This window comes from Methanooceanicella nereidis, assembly GCF_021023085.1.
GTDB lineage: Archaea > Halobacteriota > Methanocellia > Methanocellales > Methanocellaceae > Methanooceanicella > Methanooceanicella nereidis.
Genome location: NZ_PGCK01000005.1, coordinates 72,421 through 86,075 on the forward strand (window position 1 = coordinate 72,421; position 13,655 = coordinate 86,075).

The following is a 13,655-nucleotide window of genomic DNA, read 5'->3' on the forward strand; positions in this document are numbered from 1 at the left end:
GATATGCCCGGAGCTTGTGACATGAGATACTATATTGCCGCCGAAGGTAAAGCCGAATACTTAATATCCCCGGCAGGAGTCCCGGTCATAATCGACGTGCTCAGGGCATCTTCTACGATAATTGCCGCTTTATGGAAAGGCGCTGAGAAAGTCATACCGGTAGAGTATGAGGACTGGGCCTTAAAGCTTGGTAAGGACATTGGCGCGGTATTGATCGGGGAGAGAGACGGTGTACGCCTGGAGGGGTTCGACTATAATAACTCGCCGAACGAGATATTGAAAGCGGACCTGAAAGGAAAGACCGTGGTAATGACAACCTCTAACGGTACGAAGGTGATGGTCGACGGCGGCATCATAGCGAGCACGCTGAATGCAGGGGCTGTCGCGAACCATATCAAGGATTCCGACCGCACATACCTTTTGGCATCCGGGTCGCCTCTAAAGTCTGACGAAGACATGTATACTGCCATGTTAATAGAAAAGCTCATCAAGAAAATGGAGCAGGGATATTCGGTTGATGATGCATTGAGCCTGTCATCTCATGAGGAAGATTTTATCTCGCTCCTGGATAGCATCAGACATTCAGGCTCGGGAAAAAAAGTCTCACATCTCGGATATGCCGATGACGTCGACATGATATGCACCTCGGTCAACAAATTCCCGATAATACCTGTCTACAGGAATGGTGCCATAAGGTTATCATACACTTGACAGGGCACCATAAATCAGGTCCTGAATAATTTTTGCCATTTCATATGCAGGATACTATTTTATCCATATGTGACGAGAAGTATTTTATAGTTGCATACCATACATGATATGCGTCTTAAATTTGAGGGAGTCTATGGAAGTCGAAACTTTAAAAAAGCTCGCGCTGATGGGCGCCATTCATGATCATGTCGACCTTTCATCCTCGACGTTCGCGTATACACTGGGTACGAGCGCCCAGACCGCTGCAAGAAGGCTTGCATTGCTGGAGAATGATGGTTTTATCACGCGGATAGTCACAAATGAAGGGCAGAAGGTGCACATCACTGATAAAGGGCTTATAGTCCTTAAGTCGGAATTCATGGACTACAAAAAATTATTCGAGTGCGATCACGTGAACAGTATTAAAGGAAAAGTGACCACAGGACTTGGCGAAGGCCAGTATTATATATCGCTTGACGGGTACAGGCAGCAATTTATAAATAAGCTAGGGTTCGACCCGTATCCGGGCACGCTTAACATTAAGCTCAACAAACCGTTCTTGCACGGTGATTCGAGTGTCATAAAGATAGACGGGTTCAAGGACTCGAACCGCACATACGGAGGCGGAAGGTGTTATCTCGTTAAGATAAACGATATTAGGGCCGCCATCATGAGGCCGGACCGTTCGAGCTATCCCGAGACATTAATAGAGATCATAGCCCCGGTGAACCTGAGAAAAACGCTGGGACTTAAAGACGGAGATGAAGTAGAGGTGTTAATAGAATGATCCAGGACGCCATAAGGGCACTCAGGAACGGGCAGGTAATCCTGCTGTACGACTATGATAACCGTGAGGCAGAGACTGACCTGGTCATAGCTGCCGAATTCACGACACCGAAAAGTGTCTATCAGCTCAGGAGGGATGCCGGCGGCCTGATGTGCGTCGCCATCGATCCGGTGGTCTGCTCAAATCTCGGCATACCTTACATAGTGGATGTGCTGAGATATGCGGGTAACTCAGGTAACGGCTTCAAGTCCATCGAGTCCATCTACGAGAAGGTCGGCGACATACCATACGACTCAAAATCATCGTTCTCATTATGGGTCAACCACAGAAAGACATACACGGGCATTACCGACGTTGACAGGAGCCTGACCATTAACAAGCTTGCAGAAGTCACGCATCAGGCCATGAACGGCAACCATGTGAATTTCGGGGCCGAGTTCAGGTCTCCAGGGCATGTGCCTTTATTGAGGGCGGCGCCGAACCTGCTGAAGGACAGGAAAGGCCAGACCGAGTTGTCCATCGTTCTTGCGAGGGCGGCGGGGGTAACTCCCGCGATGGTCATGTGCGAGATGCTTGATGGCGAGACCGGAAAAGCCCTTTCGAAGAAGGATGCCATGGAATATGCGAGAAAGCACGGGCTGGTCTTCGTAGAGGGTAAAGATGTTGAAGAGCTGTTCAATTCATCCATGAATTGAATTTCAACATCACTTTCGTTTAATTTAAATTGAAAAGACCACAATTTACCTATTTCTTTTTCTGTCCTTACCAGAAGCTTAATTGAAAGATAATAGTATAGACCTCACTTTTTCACCACAAAGCGCACAAAGGCGACCAGGGACCACAAGCTTTCACCGCGAAGCGCACAAAAGGGCACAAGGGTACACAAAGGACTTTTTTTAGAAGATTAACATATCTAAAAAAATGTGGACCTTAGATCTCTTCGTGGTGAAAAACCGTGTCCATGGATACCTTTGTATCATAAAGAATGAATAAAAGATCAGTAGATACGAATACCGAGATCATTTAAAATCATAAAAAGAAGTAAGATAATAAAAAGTGATCAAACGACGATATTGCCGTTGTTCATCACTTCTTTCTTGAGCTCGCCGAAGGTCGCCTTCCGCTCCGCGAACGCGTTATGGCGGTGGATGCTCTCCTCGTTTACCTGCTTTATCGTGATTATCGTGTCCTCTGGCAGGTTCGGGAACCTCTCGACAAGGTTCTTAGCCATCGTCCTGACACAGTCCTCGACAAATTTAGGGTTTTTATGAGCCGTTATGACAACATGCCTTTCATCGTCACGCTTTAGCAGCTCGTACATCTGGGAACTCATTGAATTCTCTATGATATCAATAATAGCCTCGATGCCAACTTTGACGCCGTTACTTGATTCTACCATGATCGTGCCTATACCGCGCTGGTTGTGCGTAGGCATGGGCATATCGCACAGGAACTCGCTGATGGTGGCATCATCGACGCCGAGCTTTGCGAGTGTGTTAAAGGCCATTTCCTTGGAGATCTCCTGGGCGCACGGACAGGCTGTCATCGCAATGACGTCCGCACCGATGGTCTTCCTGATCTTGCCGTCCCGGGATACGATCGCGTCGGCATAGATGTCGTATACTTCCTGGCATTCCATTTTAGTCCGGGGCGATTTCTTTTTCATCATATATTCGCCTTTCATACGGACTTCCGCGTTAGTAGCGTATTCGTGTTTTTCAAGAAGGTTCTTTGATACGTCAACGCACAGGTCCTCTATCGCATATATCGGCTCCTGCACGGCGTCCTCAAGCGTCTTGTCGATGACCTCGAGGTTCCTTGAAAGGTTCGCCCCTTTCCTGTCGGAGGGGAGATCTACAAAAATATCAAATGTTGGGATCAGCACTATAGGCCTTTTGTCACTTCTGGTTATCTCTACCATCTTTTTGACTTCTGTTATACCCACTCTTGTTAGGCCTATGTGGACGTCAGGATTATTTGCTTGCACGTCTGGAAGTATCAATATCTTCACCCAGAATGTATTCTTTAAAGACTTTAAATGAGATAAGCTTTACCGTATAAGGATTTTTCGCCTTGTGTCGCAAAATTGCACGGACCGGTCTTTGTAGAGGGGAATCTATGAGAGCCGGTAGCCGTGCATCGCTGAAGAGCGACTTTGACTTGCGATTTGCTGTCTTTGTGTCTATTATGTGGCTTCATTTATCAACTTTCCCTAAAAACAGCATTTAACTAAATATCGATGCGTTTTTGAGGGTAGGAATGGAATTTTTCTTACTTTAATAAAAATCCTGGTCTTAATATGATAATTTTAGATCGAGACAGCCGCCGATATATGAAGACATAAATGTGCGAATATTTTCTAGCTCTTTTTTAGTCATCGCATTGATATTCATATTCTTCAAAGATGTGGCCATTAGCTTTGAAGCGAAATTGCTTCCGAATATCATGCTGACCTGCCTTTCCCATTTTTTTATATTCTTTTCAGCTACCGATGCCGGTATGATACACTTTTCAGAGACATTATCAATGTCCGGAGGCTGGGAAAATAATAGCCGCACTGTACGTGATATGGCCCGAATGTTCGCAGTCCTGCGGCAATTTATGTAGACGTGCACATCATCATATTCATGGCTTATGACGAGCGCTTTTTGATCGCCGGCATCAATCGACAGCTCATAGGAGCATAACAACTTCATAGAGGATATTATTTGTTTTACGCCATGGTTTATATCGGGGAAAATATCGTCCTTGCAAATGACAACAATATCATTTACACCATACATTTCGCCTGATATTGAGCTCGCGATCTTTTTCGCCCATTTTCTAGCATACTCATTCGACACGCTATCACCGGTAATATATGCCATACTTATTTACAATAATCTATAAATAATACATATTATACTTTATTACATAATTAAGAAAAAAAGTATATTGGGATAGATATGAGCACTGTATCCAGAGAGGACTTATTAAAGGTCGACGATAGTAACGTTCCAAGAAAAAAGCTAAAGCTCGGAAACCGTAACGTACCGCCGGACACCGTAGTGAACGACAGGGCCGGTGTGAATTATGCGGGCGCTAATGACAGCCGGAACGTATCGATCCCGGAGGAAGACAATGCATATGCGCCATCGGGGTTCAAGGTCATAAAGAGCTATAGTATCGATGATAATTGCAGTGCCCAAATATTGTGGGACGTCACGTCAAGCAGATACAGGTATCTCCTCATAGAGCCGTCTTTGACAGCCGTCGAGTCAAAGACCTATTCAGATATTGTTACTGAGCTTCACAAGAAACCCCGGTCAGAGCTATACCTTATGAAAAAGCTTGGAGGGCGTCAAAGAATAAGACAAAAGTTCGACAGGCTTTGTAGAGAGAAACTTGTGGATAAACAGCTTAAGGAAAAGATGCTTTACCACATAGAGAAGGATTTCTGGGGCTATAAAAAGATCGACGCGCTCCTTAAGGACAGGAACGTGGAAGATATAAGCTGCAACGGCTATTCGAGGCCAGTGTATGTGTATATCCCCGAGTTTGAATCGATACCCACTAACATTGTTTTTGAAAGCGAAGAGGAACTTGACGACTTTGCGATGTACCTCGTCCAGAGAGGCGGGAAATCTATCAGCGCAGCAAATCCGATACAGGACGTGGCGCTGCCGGACGGGTCAAGGCTGAACGGGACGATATACAGGGAAGTAAGCTCGAACGGCACAACTTTCTCGATCAGGGTAGCAAGCCGCGCCAGGGGTGCTGCAGAATTGTTACGCCGCCGAACTTTCTCTCCGGAGTCAATGGCTTTTCTCTGGCTGGCAATGGAGAATAAGTGCAGCATGGCGTTCATCGGAGGGACCGCCTCTGGAAAAACGGCCGCTATGAACGCTGTGTGCAGTTTTATCACAGATAAGAATAAGATCGTGACCATAGAGGATACGAGGGAGGTCAGGCTGTCCAGCCAGAACTGGACGCCGCTGGTCGTGAGGGAAACAGGTGATTCTCCTATCACAGAGTTCGACCTGCTAGTCGCGGCGTTCAGGCAGCGCCCGGAATATGTCATAGTCGGTGAGGTCAGGACGCCGGAAGGCTCAAGAGCCGCCATCCACGGTATAAATTCGGGCCATACGGTCATGCTGACGTTCCATGCTGATTCATCCGCTAATTTTTTCAACAGGATCACGAACGAGCCTTTCAATATTTCTCCGTATATCGCTTCGAGCCTGTCGCTATGCATAAGCCTGGCCATGGTCACGGTCCCCTCAGGAGGCCTTGATGTAAAGGTCCGCCGGTGTAAGTCCATATCCGAGGTCGTCGGGGTAAAAGAGGATGGCACGGTAGATATGAGCATGATCTTCGAATGGAACCCGGCCACAGACGCAATGACGATGAAGACCGGCAGATCCCGGGTACTGGGTAAAATCAAGGAGGAAAGAGGCTGGGATGACGAGCGCCTTATCAAGGAGATAAGCGCCAGGACGTTCATCCTCAGATGGATGAGCGAGAACAATATCATAAATGAGGAAAGGGTCAGAAAGGTCGTGGAGTATTTCCATCGGGATGGCGAAGGTATGCTGGGATTCATAAAGGAGCATCCTGGCATTATCGGGACAGAGGACATCGTACCGGAGCGTGCTGCCTGTGAGGTTGAAGGAGCTTAAAATAAAATATCCAGAGATCCCGGTCATACGAAGGCTGTCAAAAAGCCTGATTTCTTCGGGCAGGATGGACGGGTTCATGTCGTGTTACGAGAAATGCAGGATCGATATGACTTGCCCGGAATATGTTTACAGGACATTACTGCTCTCCATTGGAGTCCCCATAGCGGTAATAATATCGGCCATAGCCGTCGCATTACCGGGAATGATCCCCGGGCCTTTGACGGCAATATATTCGATACCCGCAGGTATATTCGGCGGCGCCATAACATTTTATGCCAGGGTCTACTCGATCCGGTCGCTTAAAAATTACAGAGGTGCGCTAATGGACGCGAAAGCCGTTCATTCGGTGGGTTTTATGCTGACGATGGCCGAGTCGAACGTGCCTCTTAAGAGAATGTTCCAGAACCTATCGAACCTCGGGACCGTCTATGGAGAGGACATAGCCCTGGAATCGACGTATATCATATCGCTTGCGGAAGAGGACGGGATGGACATAATATCGGCTGTCAGCAAAGCGCAATCAGTATCGCCGTCTGTGATATGGCAGGAGATACTGATCGGGATATCAGGCGTATACAGCAGCGGAGGGGAGCTAAAGGAATACCTTAAGGGTAAATACCAAACCCTTAGCGAGAGGAAAAGAACCGACGTCAGGAAATATAACGACACTGTCCAGGGATTATCGTCCGTTTACCTTTCAGTCATCGGAATTGCAGCGATCTTTATTGCACTGATAAATCTTGTCTTTAACATGGCGAGCCTCTTTTCGAACGACTCGCTGGTATGGCTTGATGCCCTGATCATAGTGCCCATCGGCAGCTTCGTTATCATGCGCATATTAAAAGTGACCAACCCGGAGGCTTAAGACGTGCAAGGTACACTGGCGGGCATATTGCAGGCTTCTTTAAAGATGGGGTCCTATGCGGACACTACCGACATAAGGAGCATAGTAAAGTCTATAGGAATGACGAATGTAACGCTTGTATCATTTATTCTCGGAGCTGCTCTCGCATCGTTATCGCTGCCTTTCTACCCGATAGACGTGGCCATAGCGATCTGGCTTATCTCGGGTCTTGTCCCTGCAGCGGCGGCCTATATTTTAATATCGTCATATGATGCCGGGATAGAGTCCAGAGGCCCTGAGCTTTTCTATGATATTTCGGAGCAGGTCAAGGCAAGCGGCACCATAGTTAAGGCTTTAAAGAGGGTGTCCAGGCATAATTACGGGGCCATGTCCGACGAAATAACAAGGATACTGTCAGAAATGGAGGACGAAGGCTATAATATCGCCGGCTCGCTCGATGAGATGGCAAAGAGGGTTAGCCAGCAGTATATTACGAGAGCTGTCTCGGTCATTAAAGAAGCGCTGACATCAAGCTCTAACCTTGAGGTCATACTGAAGATAGTCGCGGAAGAAGGGAGGCTTGCATTATCCCTGGAAAAAGAGCGGCGTGCAGGAATATCTTCTTCGGTGTTCGTCATATATCTCACCGCGATAATGTTCCTCGCCGTCATCTCGTTGTGCATCACGTCGTTCATGCCCTTATTCCAGAAGCTGAACGCAGTCTCCTTCGATGTAAGCCAGTCCCCGATAAGGGACATGGTGATGCCTTATTATATTTTATCTATATCTGTCGCCCTTTGTTCAGGGCTTGTCATAGGCGTTATGAGGGACACCACAGTCTTCGGAGGCTTCAGGGATTCCGCGATACTCATTGCCATCACGTTCCTGGTCTATGAGCTGGTAGTGTTCCCCGGTAAAAGTATAATGGGGGTATATGGCTTTTGAAGGCTTTTGACGATCATGCTGTTTCAGAGCTGCTCGGCTATACGATCCTCGTCGGCATAGTAATATTAGCGGTCATCTCGCTCACTTCGACGGGCACCGGGGCGATATACTCTACAGTAAAATACCAGGAATTTTTAGGCGCCTCGGGGGCATTGAAATGCCTGGCACACCAGGTCAGCTCTTCCGCCGTGTCCAACAATACTTTTTACAGGGCTTATGAGATGGCCGTTCCTGCCGGATATGAACTGGAAGTTAAAGACAGGTACGATGATCTCGGCTCTATAAGGTTACTGGCGGACGATACGCCGCTTACGTCTTTAAGGACAGGAAGCGTGAAACTTAAATCACCTTACAGGTACGCCGTATTTGAAGGCGGCGCGGTCATGATGAACGATACCGGCATCCTGTCCGAAGGGCGGAAGCCGATGATCTATACTGTAGGATCACAGTCAGGTAGAGACGTGCTATATATTTCGATCGTATCTATCGTAAGCGATACGTGGACATATTCAAATGGCGTTCCTATAACACTTCGTATCCGCTGCGGATCGGTAAAATGTATGAACTGGACGCTGGATGGTAAAAATGCCACATTATTGATAGACTCCGTAGAGCCGGGCATATGGGAGAAAAGGCTCGTTGGCCTGGGCTTTAGTACAGAATACGAGAACGGAACATTAAAAGCAACATCCGGAAAGGTCGCTGAGATCTATGTCACATATGCGGAGATCGGGGTCACAAAAGAGGTATAATGAGGAGGGTGTCGCCAGTTCGACGGAGTACATCTTACTTCTCGGAGTGTCGACCATGATCTTCACCGCGATCTGTATCGGCGTAAACAGCTTTGAGAATACCGCGTCATCTGACTCGTCATATGCTTCCGCGACAAGGATAGCGGCGTATGTAAGCGATCTGATCTCGGACGCGGTATTATGCGCCGGAGAGGATAATGGGGAGATGTCAGTGGAAATAGAACTCCCGGAACGTATCAATGGCATGACGTACATGGTATACCCGTCGGAGGACGGAAAACGGATACTGGTCAGGATAAATTCTCCCGGCCTTGAAAAAGAATATGGTTATCCGTTGATCACGGCTTCTGATAGCTTAAAACTGTCAGGCTCTGTCATCAGCTATCCGAAAGGGCATATGATCAGGATCGATCCGGCAGCAGGGAGTGTTACGATCTCCTGAGAGGTGCTCGGATGGATGATAAGGGTTCTTTCACAATAGATTTTATCGCCGCCTGTACGCTGCTTATCATCGTGATGATAGGAGTGTATTATAGCGGGATGAACATGGTCGCCGCAAGGTTTACAGATAGCTATGCGTCTGAATTACAGCCTCTTGCCGACAGGATATGCGATATGCTGGTCAGAAGTCCGGGCTATCCGCAGGACTGGCATAACGACCCGTCATCTGCGGATAACGCCTCGTATATAGGGCTGTCATCCGGAAAACCAAACCTGCTCTCCGACGATAAGATCCGGGCGCTATCATTTTTTAATGCCGCCACAGTAAGGCAGGTTTTCGGGATCGAGGACCGGGATAATGAATACGGATTGCATATCGAGGTAATATCAAAGGATGGCACTGTGATCAAGTCCTGCGGGAGCGCCATATTACCGCACACAAAGAATGTGGCGATCTCTACAAGAGCAGCGGCCATTGAACAGGAAGACGGGACATACAGGAATGCCTTGATAAAAGTATTCGTCTGGAGGGAACATGTCGGTTCGGCCGCGACTGATCTGTGATGATTCAGGCATCGCACACATGCTCGAAGCGATGGCCGCATCGATACTGCTGGTCTCGGTGCTGGCATGCCTTAACGTTGCGGCGCCCGCCATGAACGATGATACGGAGGATCTGATGCTGTTATCATCAGATATGTTGAACATTTTGATGTACAGGAGCAGTACGCCGGAGCACCCGAACTTAGGACATGCCATGTCTTCCGGAACGGACTGGGAAAATGACTCGGCGAAGATCGATGAGGATGCCCGCAGTATGCTGCCTGATCGTGTTAAGTATTACATGGTCACTGGATATGGGTGTATCGGGGACCGCCCCCCTTCGGGAGTGAATGTATGCGTAAGGCCTTTTCAAGCTTATTGCATCGATACCGGACAGATAATGGATTGCAGTATCATGGTATGGAGGGCTTAAATGACCGGAAAATACGATGAAAAAGGCCAGATGATCATCATGACGGCAATGGTTGCCGGTCTTTTATTGATATCCATAGCATTTTTTATTACGTCAGTAAAAGATCCCGGAATTGATTCTACGGAGAGCCCATACCTGACGGCCGATGCAAAAGACAATATACTGTGGGCGCAGGACGCCTCACTGGATGATGCGGCTGCAAGGACAGGTTCATTGTACGCATGGGATGACCGGGTATTTGCGGTTAACTGCTTTAAAAATACTGCCGCATATGCCGTCAATAGCCTTGCCGATAATCTACAGATGCATGGAGTCGCGTATCAGTTCTCATATAACCGGACACTTTCAAATGAGTATATTCTTCAAAATCCCGGCCTGGATCTCGAAAATATCGATGGCGTTCTCGTATATGAAGAGTCGGGAGACGCGAAAATATACGGGTGCTCTTATGATGCGCATATCTATGACGGTATCACATGCATCAAGATCGGCAGGATAACGGTAAAAACATAATAAGTATTATTGAGGGCTTTGATGTCTGCCCCTTATATCAAAGCCCTCAATGGATAATAACTAATGGTTCAAAGCTCGTATTCCTGGACTTTATCCCAGCCCGACTCCACGTAGAATACAGGCTTATCAAAGAGCTTCTTGTGTAACGAGAGATACCTTTCAAGTACGTCCAGGACATCGTCGCGCGGTACGAAATATATCATAGAGTCCATTCTCTCTGTGATCTTGTCTATATCGTCAAAAATGTTCGCGAAGCTGTTGACTATGACGAACTCGTTCTCTTCCATGGTTTCCATAGACCTGCAGAGCTTTTCCGTCTTCTCCATCAGACGGTACTGAAGGCGGTTGTACTCGTCAAGGTTCTTGATGAACATGTCGACGTTAGGGACTGCTCCGCTCTCCACTATGTCTTTTCCTGCGCTTATGTACTCTCTGGATATATCGTCCATTGTGAGGTCAACGTTCGGAAAGTCAACCTTTATTCTCCTCTCGTTTTTCATACTGACCAAAAGACTACAAATAAACGATAGTATATAGCCTTTCTTCTGCAAATAAAAAATATTACGCAAAACGGAATTAAAATAATAAAAATTATGAATATTAGAGGTAAGCAAGCGCTTGCTTAGCCTAAATAAGTAGCCCTGTGGCGTCTTCCACCATTCCGGCCCCGATTCCAAGCTTTTTTATATTGGTTTTTATTCCTTCGGCCTGGAAATCAAACTTCTTAACGTTGACAAGGAACTCGTTATAATTGAAAGTGCCGCCATGCTTGAAGCTGAACTTATGGTGCGAATATGCTTTTACGGCCACATTAAGCGAATAGCCATCGCACTCGCTCCTGAACTTCCAGTTCACCATGCGCGAATCGTTTTTCACGTCTATGTTATTTATCCAGAACAGCCGGTCGTGCTCCGCCGAGTAGAACATCCCTTTGTTACGCAGCGCATAATAGATGTCCTTACTTCCGAAGTACGGCTTGAAAAAGACGAAGTATGAGCCGTCCTTGAACATCAGCCTGGACCAGTTCCAGGGCACCAGGGGCGTCGATAGAATGACTTTTTGCAGGTAGCACCTGCCCTCGTACTCCTTATCGTTTAAAGTGCCCTCAAAGTCATAATAAAGGTTATAGACCTGATAGTTCAATCCCATCTTCATCTCGTTAAGGATCTCTTCATCATAGCCTTTCAAGGGCTTTTTGACCTTAAAGTCGCATTTTATCTGATCGCTGTCTATGCTGACACGGTATTCAGGCACAGTGCCGGAGATAGACATATCAAAGCCGTTACCCGTAGAGCATATCGAATTTCCTGTCGCGATAGTCTTTGTCTCTACCGCCGGGACAGCAAGCTTCTTTTTACCGTCATAGCACCATACGAAAGCCCCGGTGTTAAGCTCGCCAGTGTTAGAGTTAAGCCCGTTAAGCTCGATGTCGTCTATTATCGATTTTCTCGTATTTCTTCTGCCGAAGGACGATACAAGCTGCATCGGCTTCTTTTTATCGAGAGACGTGAATATGGCGAACCAGTACTCTTTCCCGTAAGGGATAAGGTACTCGTATTTGTATAATATCTCGTCGAGGCATGGCGAGGGCTCAGCCGCCCTGTAGATGCTTGTCTTGAACTTGCTGTTAGAATAGAACATGGACATTTTCGGCAGCGAGTAGCGGGATATCTTGCTGTGTAATAATTCCTCGTACCGCTCCCTTGAATCTATGATGTTCTTTCCTTTACTGACTATTCGATTATTATAAAGTGAGAACTCTAACCTATTCTTAAGACTATCCAGAATATCGTTTTCTCTCACCATCTCTTACCCTCGAATCGTAATAAGCTATATAAATTCCTCATATCTTAATAATTACTATAGGTAAGGGCCGTAAGCGGTATAGAACTTATTTAATAAAATATTATCGATAATTTTTCTTTTTCATTCGTTTTTGATTTTAAGGCTACGAAATGATTCGTAGCTAAAATAATAATTATATATTTGATAAAAGTAATAATAACATGCAGAACAGCAGGGTAAGCTACCGGATCGTTCCCGATAAACTTCCATGAAAAACTCCTTTCGAAACCCGGATCCCCCCGGTGCTATACCTTACTCAGAGACTGGAGAAGCCCCGGTATCACCACCAGGAAAATGTTCGGTAATAGTTGTGTCTGCCTTAGAAAAAGGGTCATAAGGAGGGGATGGGTGGCCCTTTTTCCCACCCTCTTTTAGATATGAATCAGTGATTTTTATGCTGTTCCTGACGGATGGCAGGCAGACGACTGATTTCACAGAAATACAGAAACACAAAAAAATCCCAAAACTGAAGAGCAGTAAAGTTCAATTTAGAATGCCGGCAAAGTACTGGACTTCCCATGCCTCGTACAGTGCTGCTATCGTCAACAGCAATATGACGACTACAAGAAGTTTGGCGTTATCCAGTATAGATATCAAATACGCTTTTAGCCGGGACTCTTCCCCGAAATCTTTCGGCCATACCAGGGCTTTGATCTGCCTGACGCATGCGAATATGGCTACTACATATGCCTCGCCTTCAAGCAATATTGTAAGATAATGAGGAATCAGGTTCTTTAAAGGCAGGACACCTTCGACAGGGATTATCAGCATGATACCCCACATCAGCGCCCTTATTGCGCCCATGATAGGGGCCCATATCGGAAATATCAGTGAAGGTATTGTGATCACTGCTAAGGTGCCGAGGAAAAAGTTCGTGATAAGTGTCACTCCTGCTGCCCGGAGCACATCGCCCGACTGGTACGCTTCGCCTACTGCGCTAAGCGGGCCCTCGCTGAAACTTTCGCCCGTCTGCGTGAGAAGCATGAGCTGAAGGTCGGGGGACGATAGCGCTATCAGAGCGCCTATGATCACCAGCCCGAAATAAAATATGTTGACAGCTAATAGTAATTTCCAATCCTTTTTTAAGATATCCTGGATGTCTTTTATCAGGCTCATTTTTTATCTACTTATAAAGATAAAGATAGGGTAAAAAGATTAATGTTTCTACGAATTGTAGTTCATCGATTAATCTTTATTAAAAATA

The 13,655-nt window shown here is 46.6% G+C and carries 16 protein-coding genes; 11 read left to right on the top strand and 5 right to left on the bottom strand.

Translation table 11 applies throughout. The features are described 5' to 3' along the window. The first annotated feature begins 21 nt into the window (after nt 1–21). The 3 genes from CUJ83_RS07330 to ribB all read left to right on the top strand — a co-directional run bounded on the left by CUJ83_RS07330 (nt 22) and on the right by ribB (nt 2,172). The gene (locus CUJ83_RS07330; RefSeq protein ID WP_230741639.1) at nt 22–711 is read left to right on the top strand and encodes a 2-phosphosulfolactate phosphatase; all 690 of its coding nucleotides are present in this window, start codon (nt 22–24) and stop codon (nt 709–711) included. Nucleotides 712–844: 133 nt separating this feature from the next. Then, on the top strand, nt 845–1,477 hold the full coding sequence (locus CUJ83_RS07335) for a DUF120 domain-containing protein (RefSeq protein WP_230741640.1): 633 nt from the start codon (nt 845–847) through the stop codon (nt 1,475–1,477). Continuing rightward, the gene (gene ribB / locus CUJ83_RS07340; protein WP_230741641.1) at nt 1,474–2,172 is read left to right on the top strand and encodes a 3,4-dihydroxy-2-butanone-4-phosphate synthase; all 699 of its coding nucleotides are present in this window, start codon (nt 1,474–1,476) and stop codon (nt 2,170–2,172) included. Before CUJ83_RS07335 ends, ribB begins: the two co-directional genes overlap by 4 nt. 365 nt (nt 2,173–2,537) lie before the next feature. Here ribB and mptA read toward each other — a convergent pair whose 3' ends face one another. Continuing rightward, complete coding sequence (gene mptA, locus CUJ83_RS07345; protein ID WP_230741642.1) at nt 2,538–3,488, bottom strand: GTP cyclohydrolase MptA; 951 nt, start codon at nt 3,486–3,488, stop codon at nt 2,538–2,540. Between the two features lie 283 nt (nt 3,489–3,771). Beyond that, nucleotides 3,772–4,344 carry a hypothetical protein gene (locus CUJ83_RS07350; RefSeq protein WP_230741643.1) on the bottom strand — a complete coding sequence of 191 codons (573 nt, stop codon included), beginning with the start codon at nt 4,342–4,344 and terminating at the stop codon, nt 3,772–3,774. Nucleotides 4,345–4,422: 78 nt separating this feature from the next. Here CUJ83_RS07350 and CUJ83_RS07355 point away from each other — a divergent pair, with 78 nt between their 5' ends. From CUJ83_RS07355 to CUJ83_RS07390, 8 genes are read left to right on the top strand one after another with little or no spacing between them, the layout of a single operon-like run. Further along, nucleotides 4,423–6,135 (top strand): type II/IV secretion system ATPase subunit, encoded by a 1,713-nt coding sequence (locus CUJ83_RS07355; RefSeq protein ID WP_230741644.1) that lies wholly within the window; start codon nt 4,423–4,425, stop codon nt 6,133–6,135. After that, a complete protein-coding gene (locus tag CUJ83_RS07360) occupies nt 6,116–7,000 on the top strand; it encodes a type II secretion system F family protein (protein ID WP_230741645.1) in 885 nt (294 codons plus the stop codon). The genes CUJ83_RS07355 and CUJ83_RS07360 overlap by 20 nt, the downstream gene beginning before the upstream one ends. Before the next feature lie 3 nt (nt 7,001–7,003). Next, nucleotides 7,004–7,924, top strand: coding sequence for a type II secretion system F family protein (locus CUJ83_RS07365; protein ID WP_230741646.1), 921 nt, complete (start codon nt 7,004–7,006; stop codon nt 7,922–7,924). Further along, entirely contained in the window at nt 7,921–8,676 is a 756-nt protein-coding gene (locus CUJ83_RS07370; protein ID WP_230741647.1) for a DUF7289 family protein, read from the top strand. The genes CUJ83_RS07365 and CUJ83_RS07370 overlap by 4 nt, the downstream gene beginning before the upstream one ends. Next, a complete protein-coding gene (locus CUJ83_RS07375) occupies nt 8,645–9,118 on the top strand; it encodes a hypothetical protein (protein ID WP_230741648.1) in 474 nt (157 codons plus the stop codon). The genes CUJ83_RS07370 and CUJ83_RS07375 overlap by 32 nt, the downstream gene beginning before the upstream one ends. Nucleotides 9,119–9,129: 11 nt before the next feature. Further along, the gene (locus CUJ83_RS07380; RefSeq protein ID WP_230741649.1) at nt 9,130–9,681 is read left to right on the top strand and encodes a hypothetical protein; all 552 of its coding nucleotides are present in this window, start codon (nt 9,130–9,132) and stop codon (nt 9,679–9,681) included. Continuing rightward, nucleotides 9,653–10,093 (top strand): DUF7262 family protein, encoded by a 441-nt coding sequence (locus CUJ83_RS07385; protein WP_230741650.1) that lies wholly within the window; start codon nt 9,653–9,655, stop codon nt 10,091–10,093. Before CUJ83_RS07380 ends, CUJ83_RS07385 begins: the two co-directional genes overlap by 29 nt. Further along, a complete protein-coding gene (locus CUJ83_RS07390; RefSeq protein ID WP_230741651.1) occupies nt 10,094–10,606 on the top strand; it encodes a DUF7261 family protein in 513 nt (170 codons plus the stop codon). It abuts the gene before it with no gap. Between the two features lie 68 nt (nt 10,607–10,674). Here CUJ83_RS07390 and CUJ83_RS07395 read toward each other — a convergent pair whose 3' ends face one another. The 3 genes from CUJ83_RS07395 to CUJ83_RS07405 form a co-directional block, all read right to left on the bottom strand. After that, nucleotides 10,675–11,106 carry a hypothetical protein gene (locus CUJ83_RS07395; protein ID WP_230741782.1) on the bottom strand — a complete coding sequence of 144 codons (432 nt, stop codon included), beginning with the start codon at nt 11,104–11,106 and terminating at the stop codon, nt 10,675–10,677. A gap of 127 nt (nt 11,107–11,233) precedes the next feature. After that, on the bottom strand, nt 11,234–12,412 hold the full coding sequence (locus CUJ83_RS07400) for a hypothetical protein (RefSeq protein WP_230741652.1): 1,179 nt from the start codon (nt 12,410–12,412) through the stop codon (nt 11,234–11,236). A 522-nt stretch (nt 12,413–12,934) separates the two neighbouring features. Continuing rightward, nucleotides 12,935–13,567 carry a hypothetical protein gene (locus CUJ83_RS07405; protein WP_230741653.1) on the bottom strand — a complete coding sequence of 211 codons (633 nt, stop codon included), beginning with the start codon at nt 13,565–13,567 and terminating at the stop codon, nt 12,935–12,937. Nucleotides 13,568–13,655: the final 88 nt, after the last annotated feature.

Coding starts and splice junctions, on each gene's coding strand:
- CUJ83_RS07385 (WP_230741650.1), top strand. CDS start 9,653: ATGTCGGTTCGGCCGCGACTGATCTGTGATGATTCAGGCATCGCACAC.
- CUJ83_RS07400 (WP_230741652.1), bottom strand. CDS start 12,412: ATGGTGAGAGAAAACGATATTCTGGATAGTCTTAAGAATAGGTTAGAG.
- CUJ83_RS07330 (WP_230741639.1), top strand. CDS start 22: ATGAGATACTATATTGCCGCCGAAGGTAAAGCCGAATACTTAATATCC.
- CUJ83_RS07395 (WP_230741782.1), bottom strand. CDS start 11,106: ATGAAAAACGAGAGGAGAATAAAGGTTGACTTTCCGAACGTTGACCTC.
- ribB (WP_230741641.1), top strand. CDS start 1,474: ATGATCCAGGACGCCATAAGGGCACTCAGGAACGGGCAGGTAATCCTG.
- CUJ83_RS07390 (WP_230741651.1), top strand. CDS start 10,094: ATGACCGGAAAATACGATGAAAAAGGCCAGATGATCATCATGACGGCA.
- CUJ83_RS07335 (WP_230741640.1), top strand. CDS start 845: ATGGAAGTCGAAACTTTAAAAAAGCTCGCGCTGATGGGCGCCATTCAT.
- CUJ83_RS07355 (WP_230741644.1), top strand. CDS start 4,423: ATGAGCACTGTATCCAGAGAGGACTTATTAAAGGTCGACGATAGTAAC.
- CUJ83_RS07405 (WP_230741653.1), bottom strand. CDS start 13,567: ATGAGCCTGATAAAAGACATCCAGGATATCTTAAAAAAGGATTGGAAA.
- CUJ83_RS07380 (WP_230741649.1), top strand. CDS start 9,130: ATGGATGATAAGGGTTCTTTCACAATAGATTTTATCGCCGCCTGTACG.
- CUJ83_RS07375 (WP_230741648.1), top strand. CDS start 8,645: ATGCGGAGATCGGGGTCACAAAAGAGGTATAATGAGGAGGGTGTCGCC.
- CUJ83_RS07350 (WP_230741643.1), bottom strand. CDS start 4,344: ATGGCATATATTACCGGTGATAGCGTGTCGAATGAGTATGCTAGAAAA.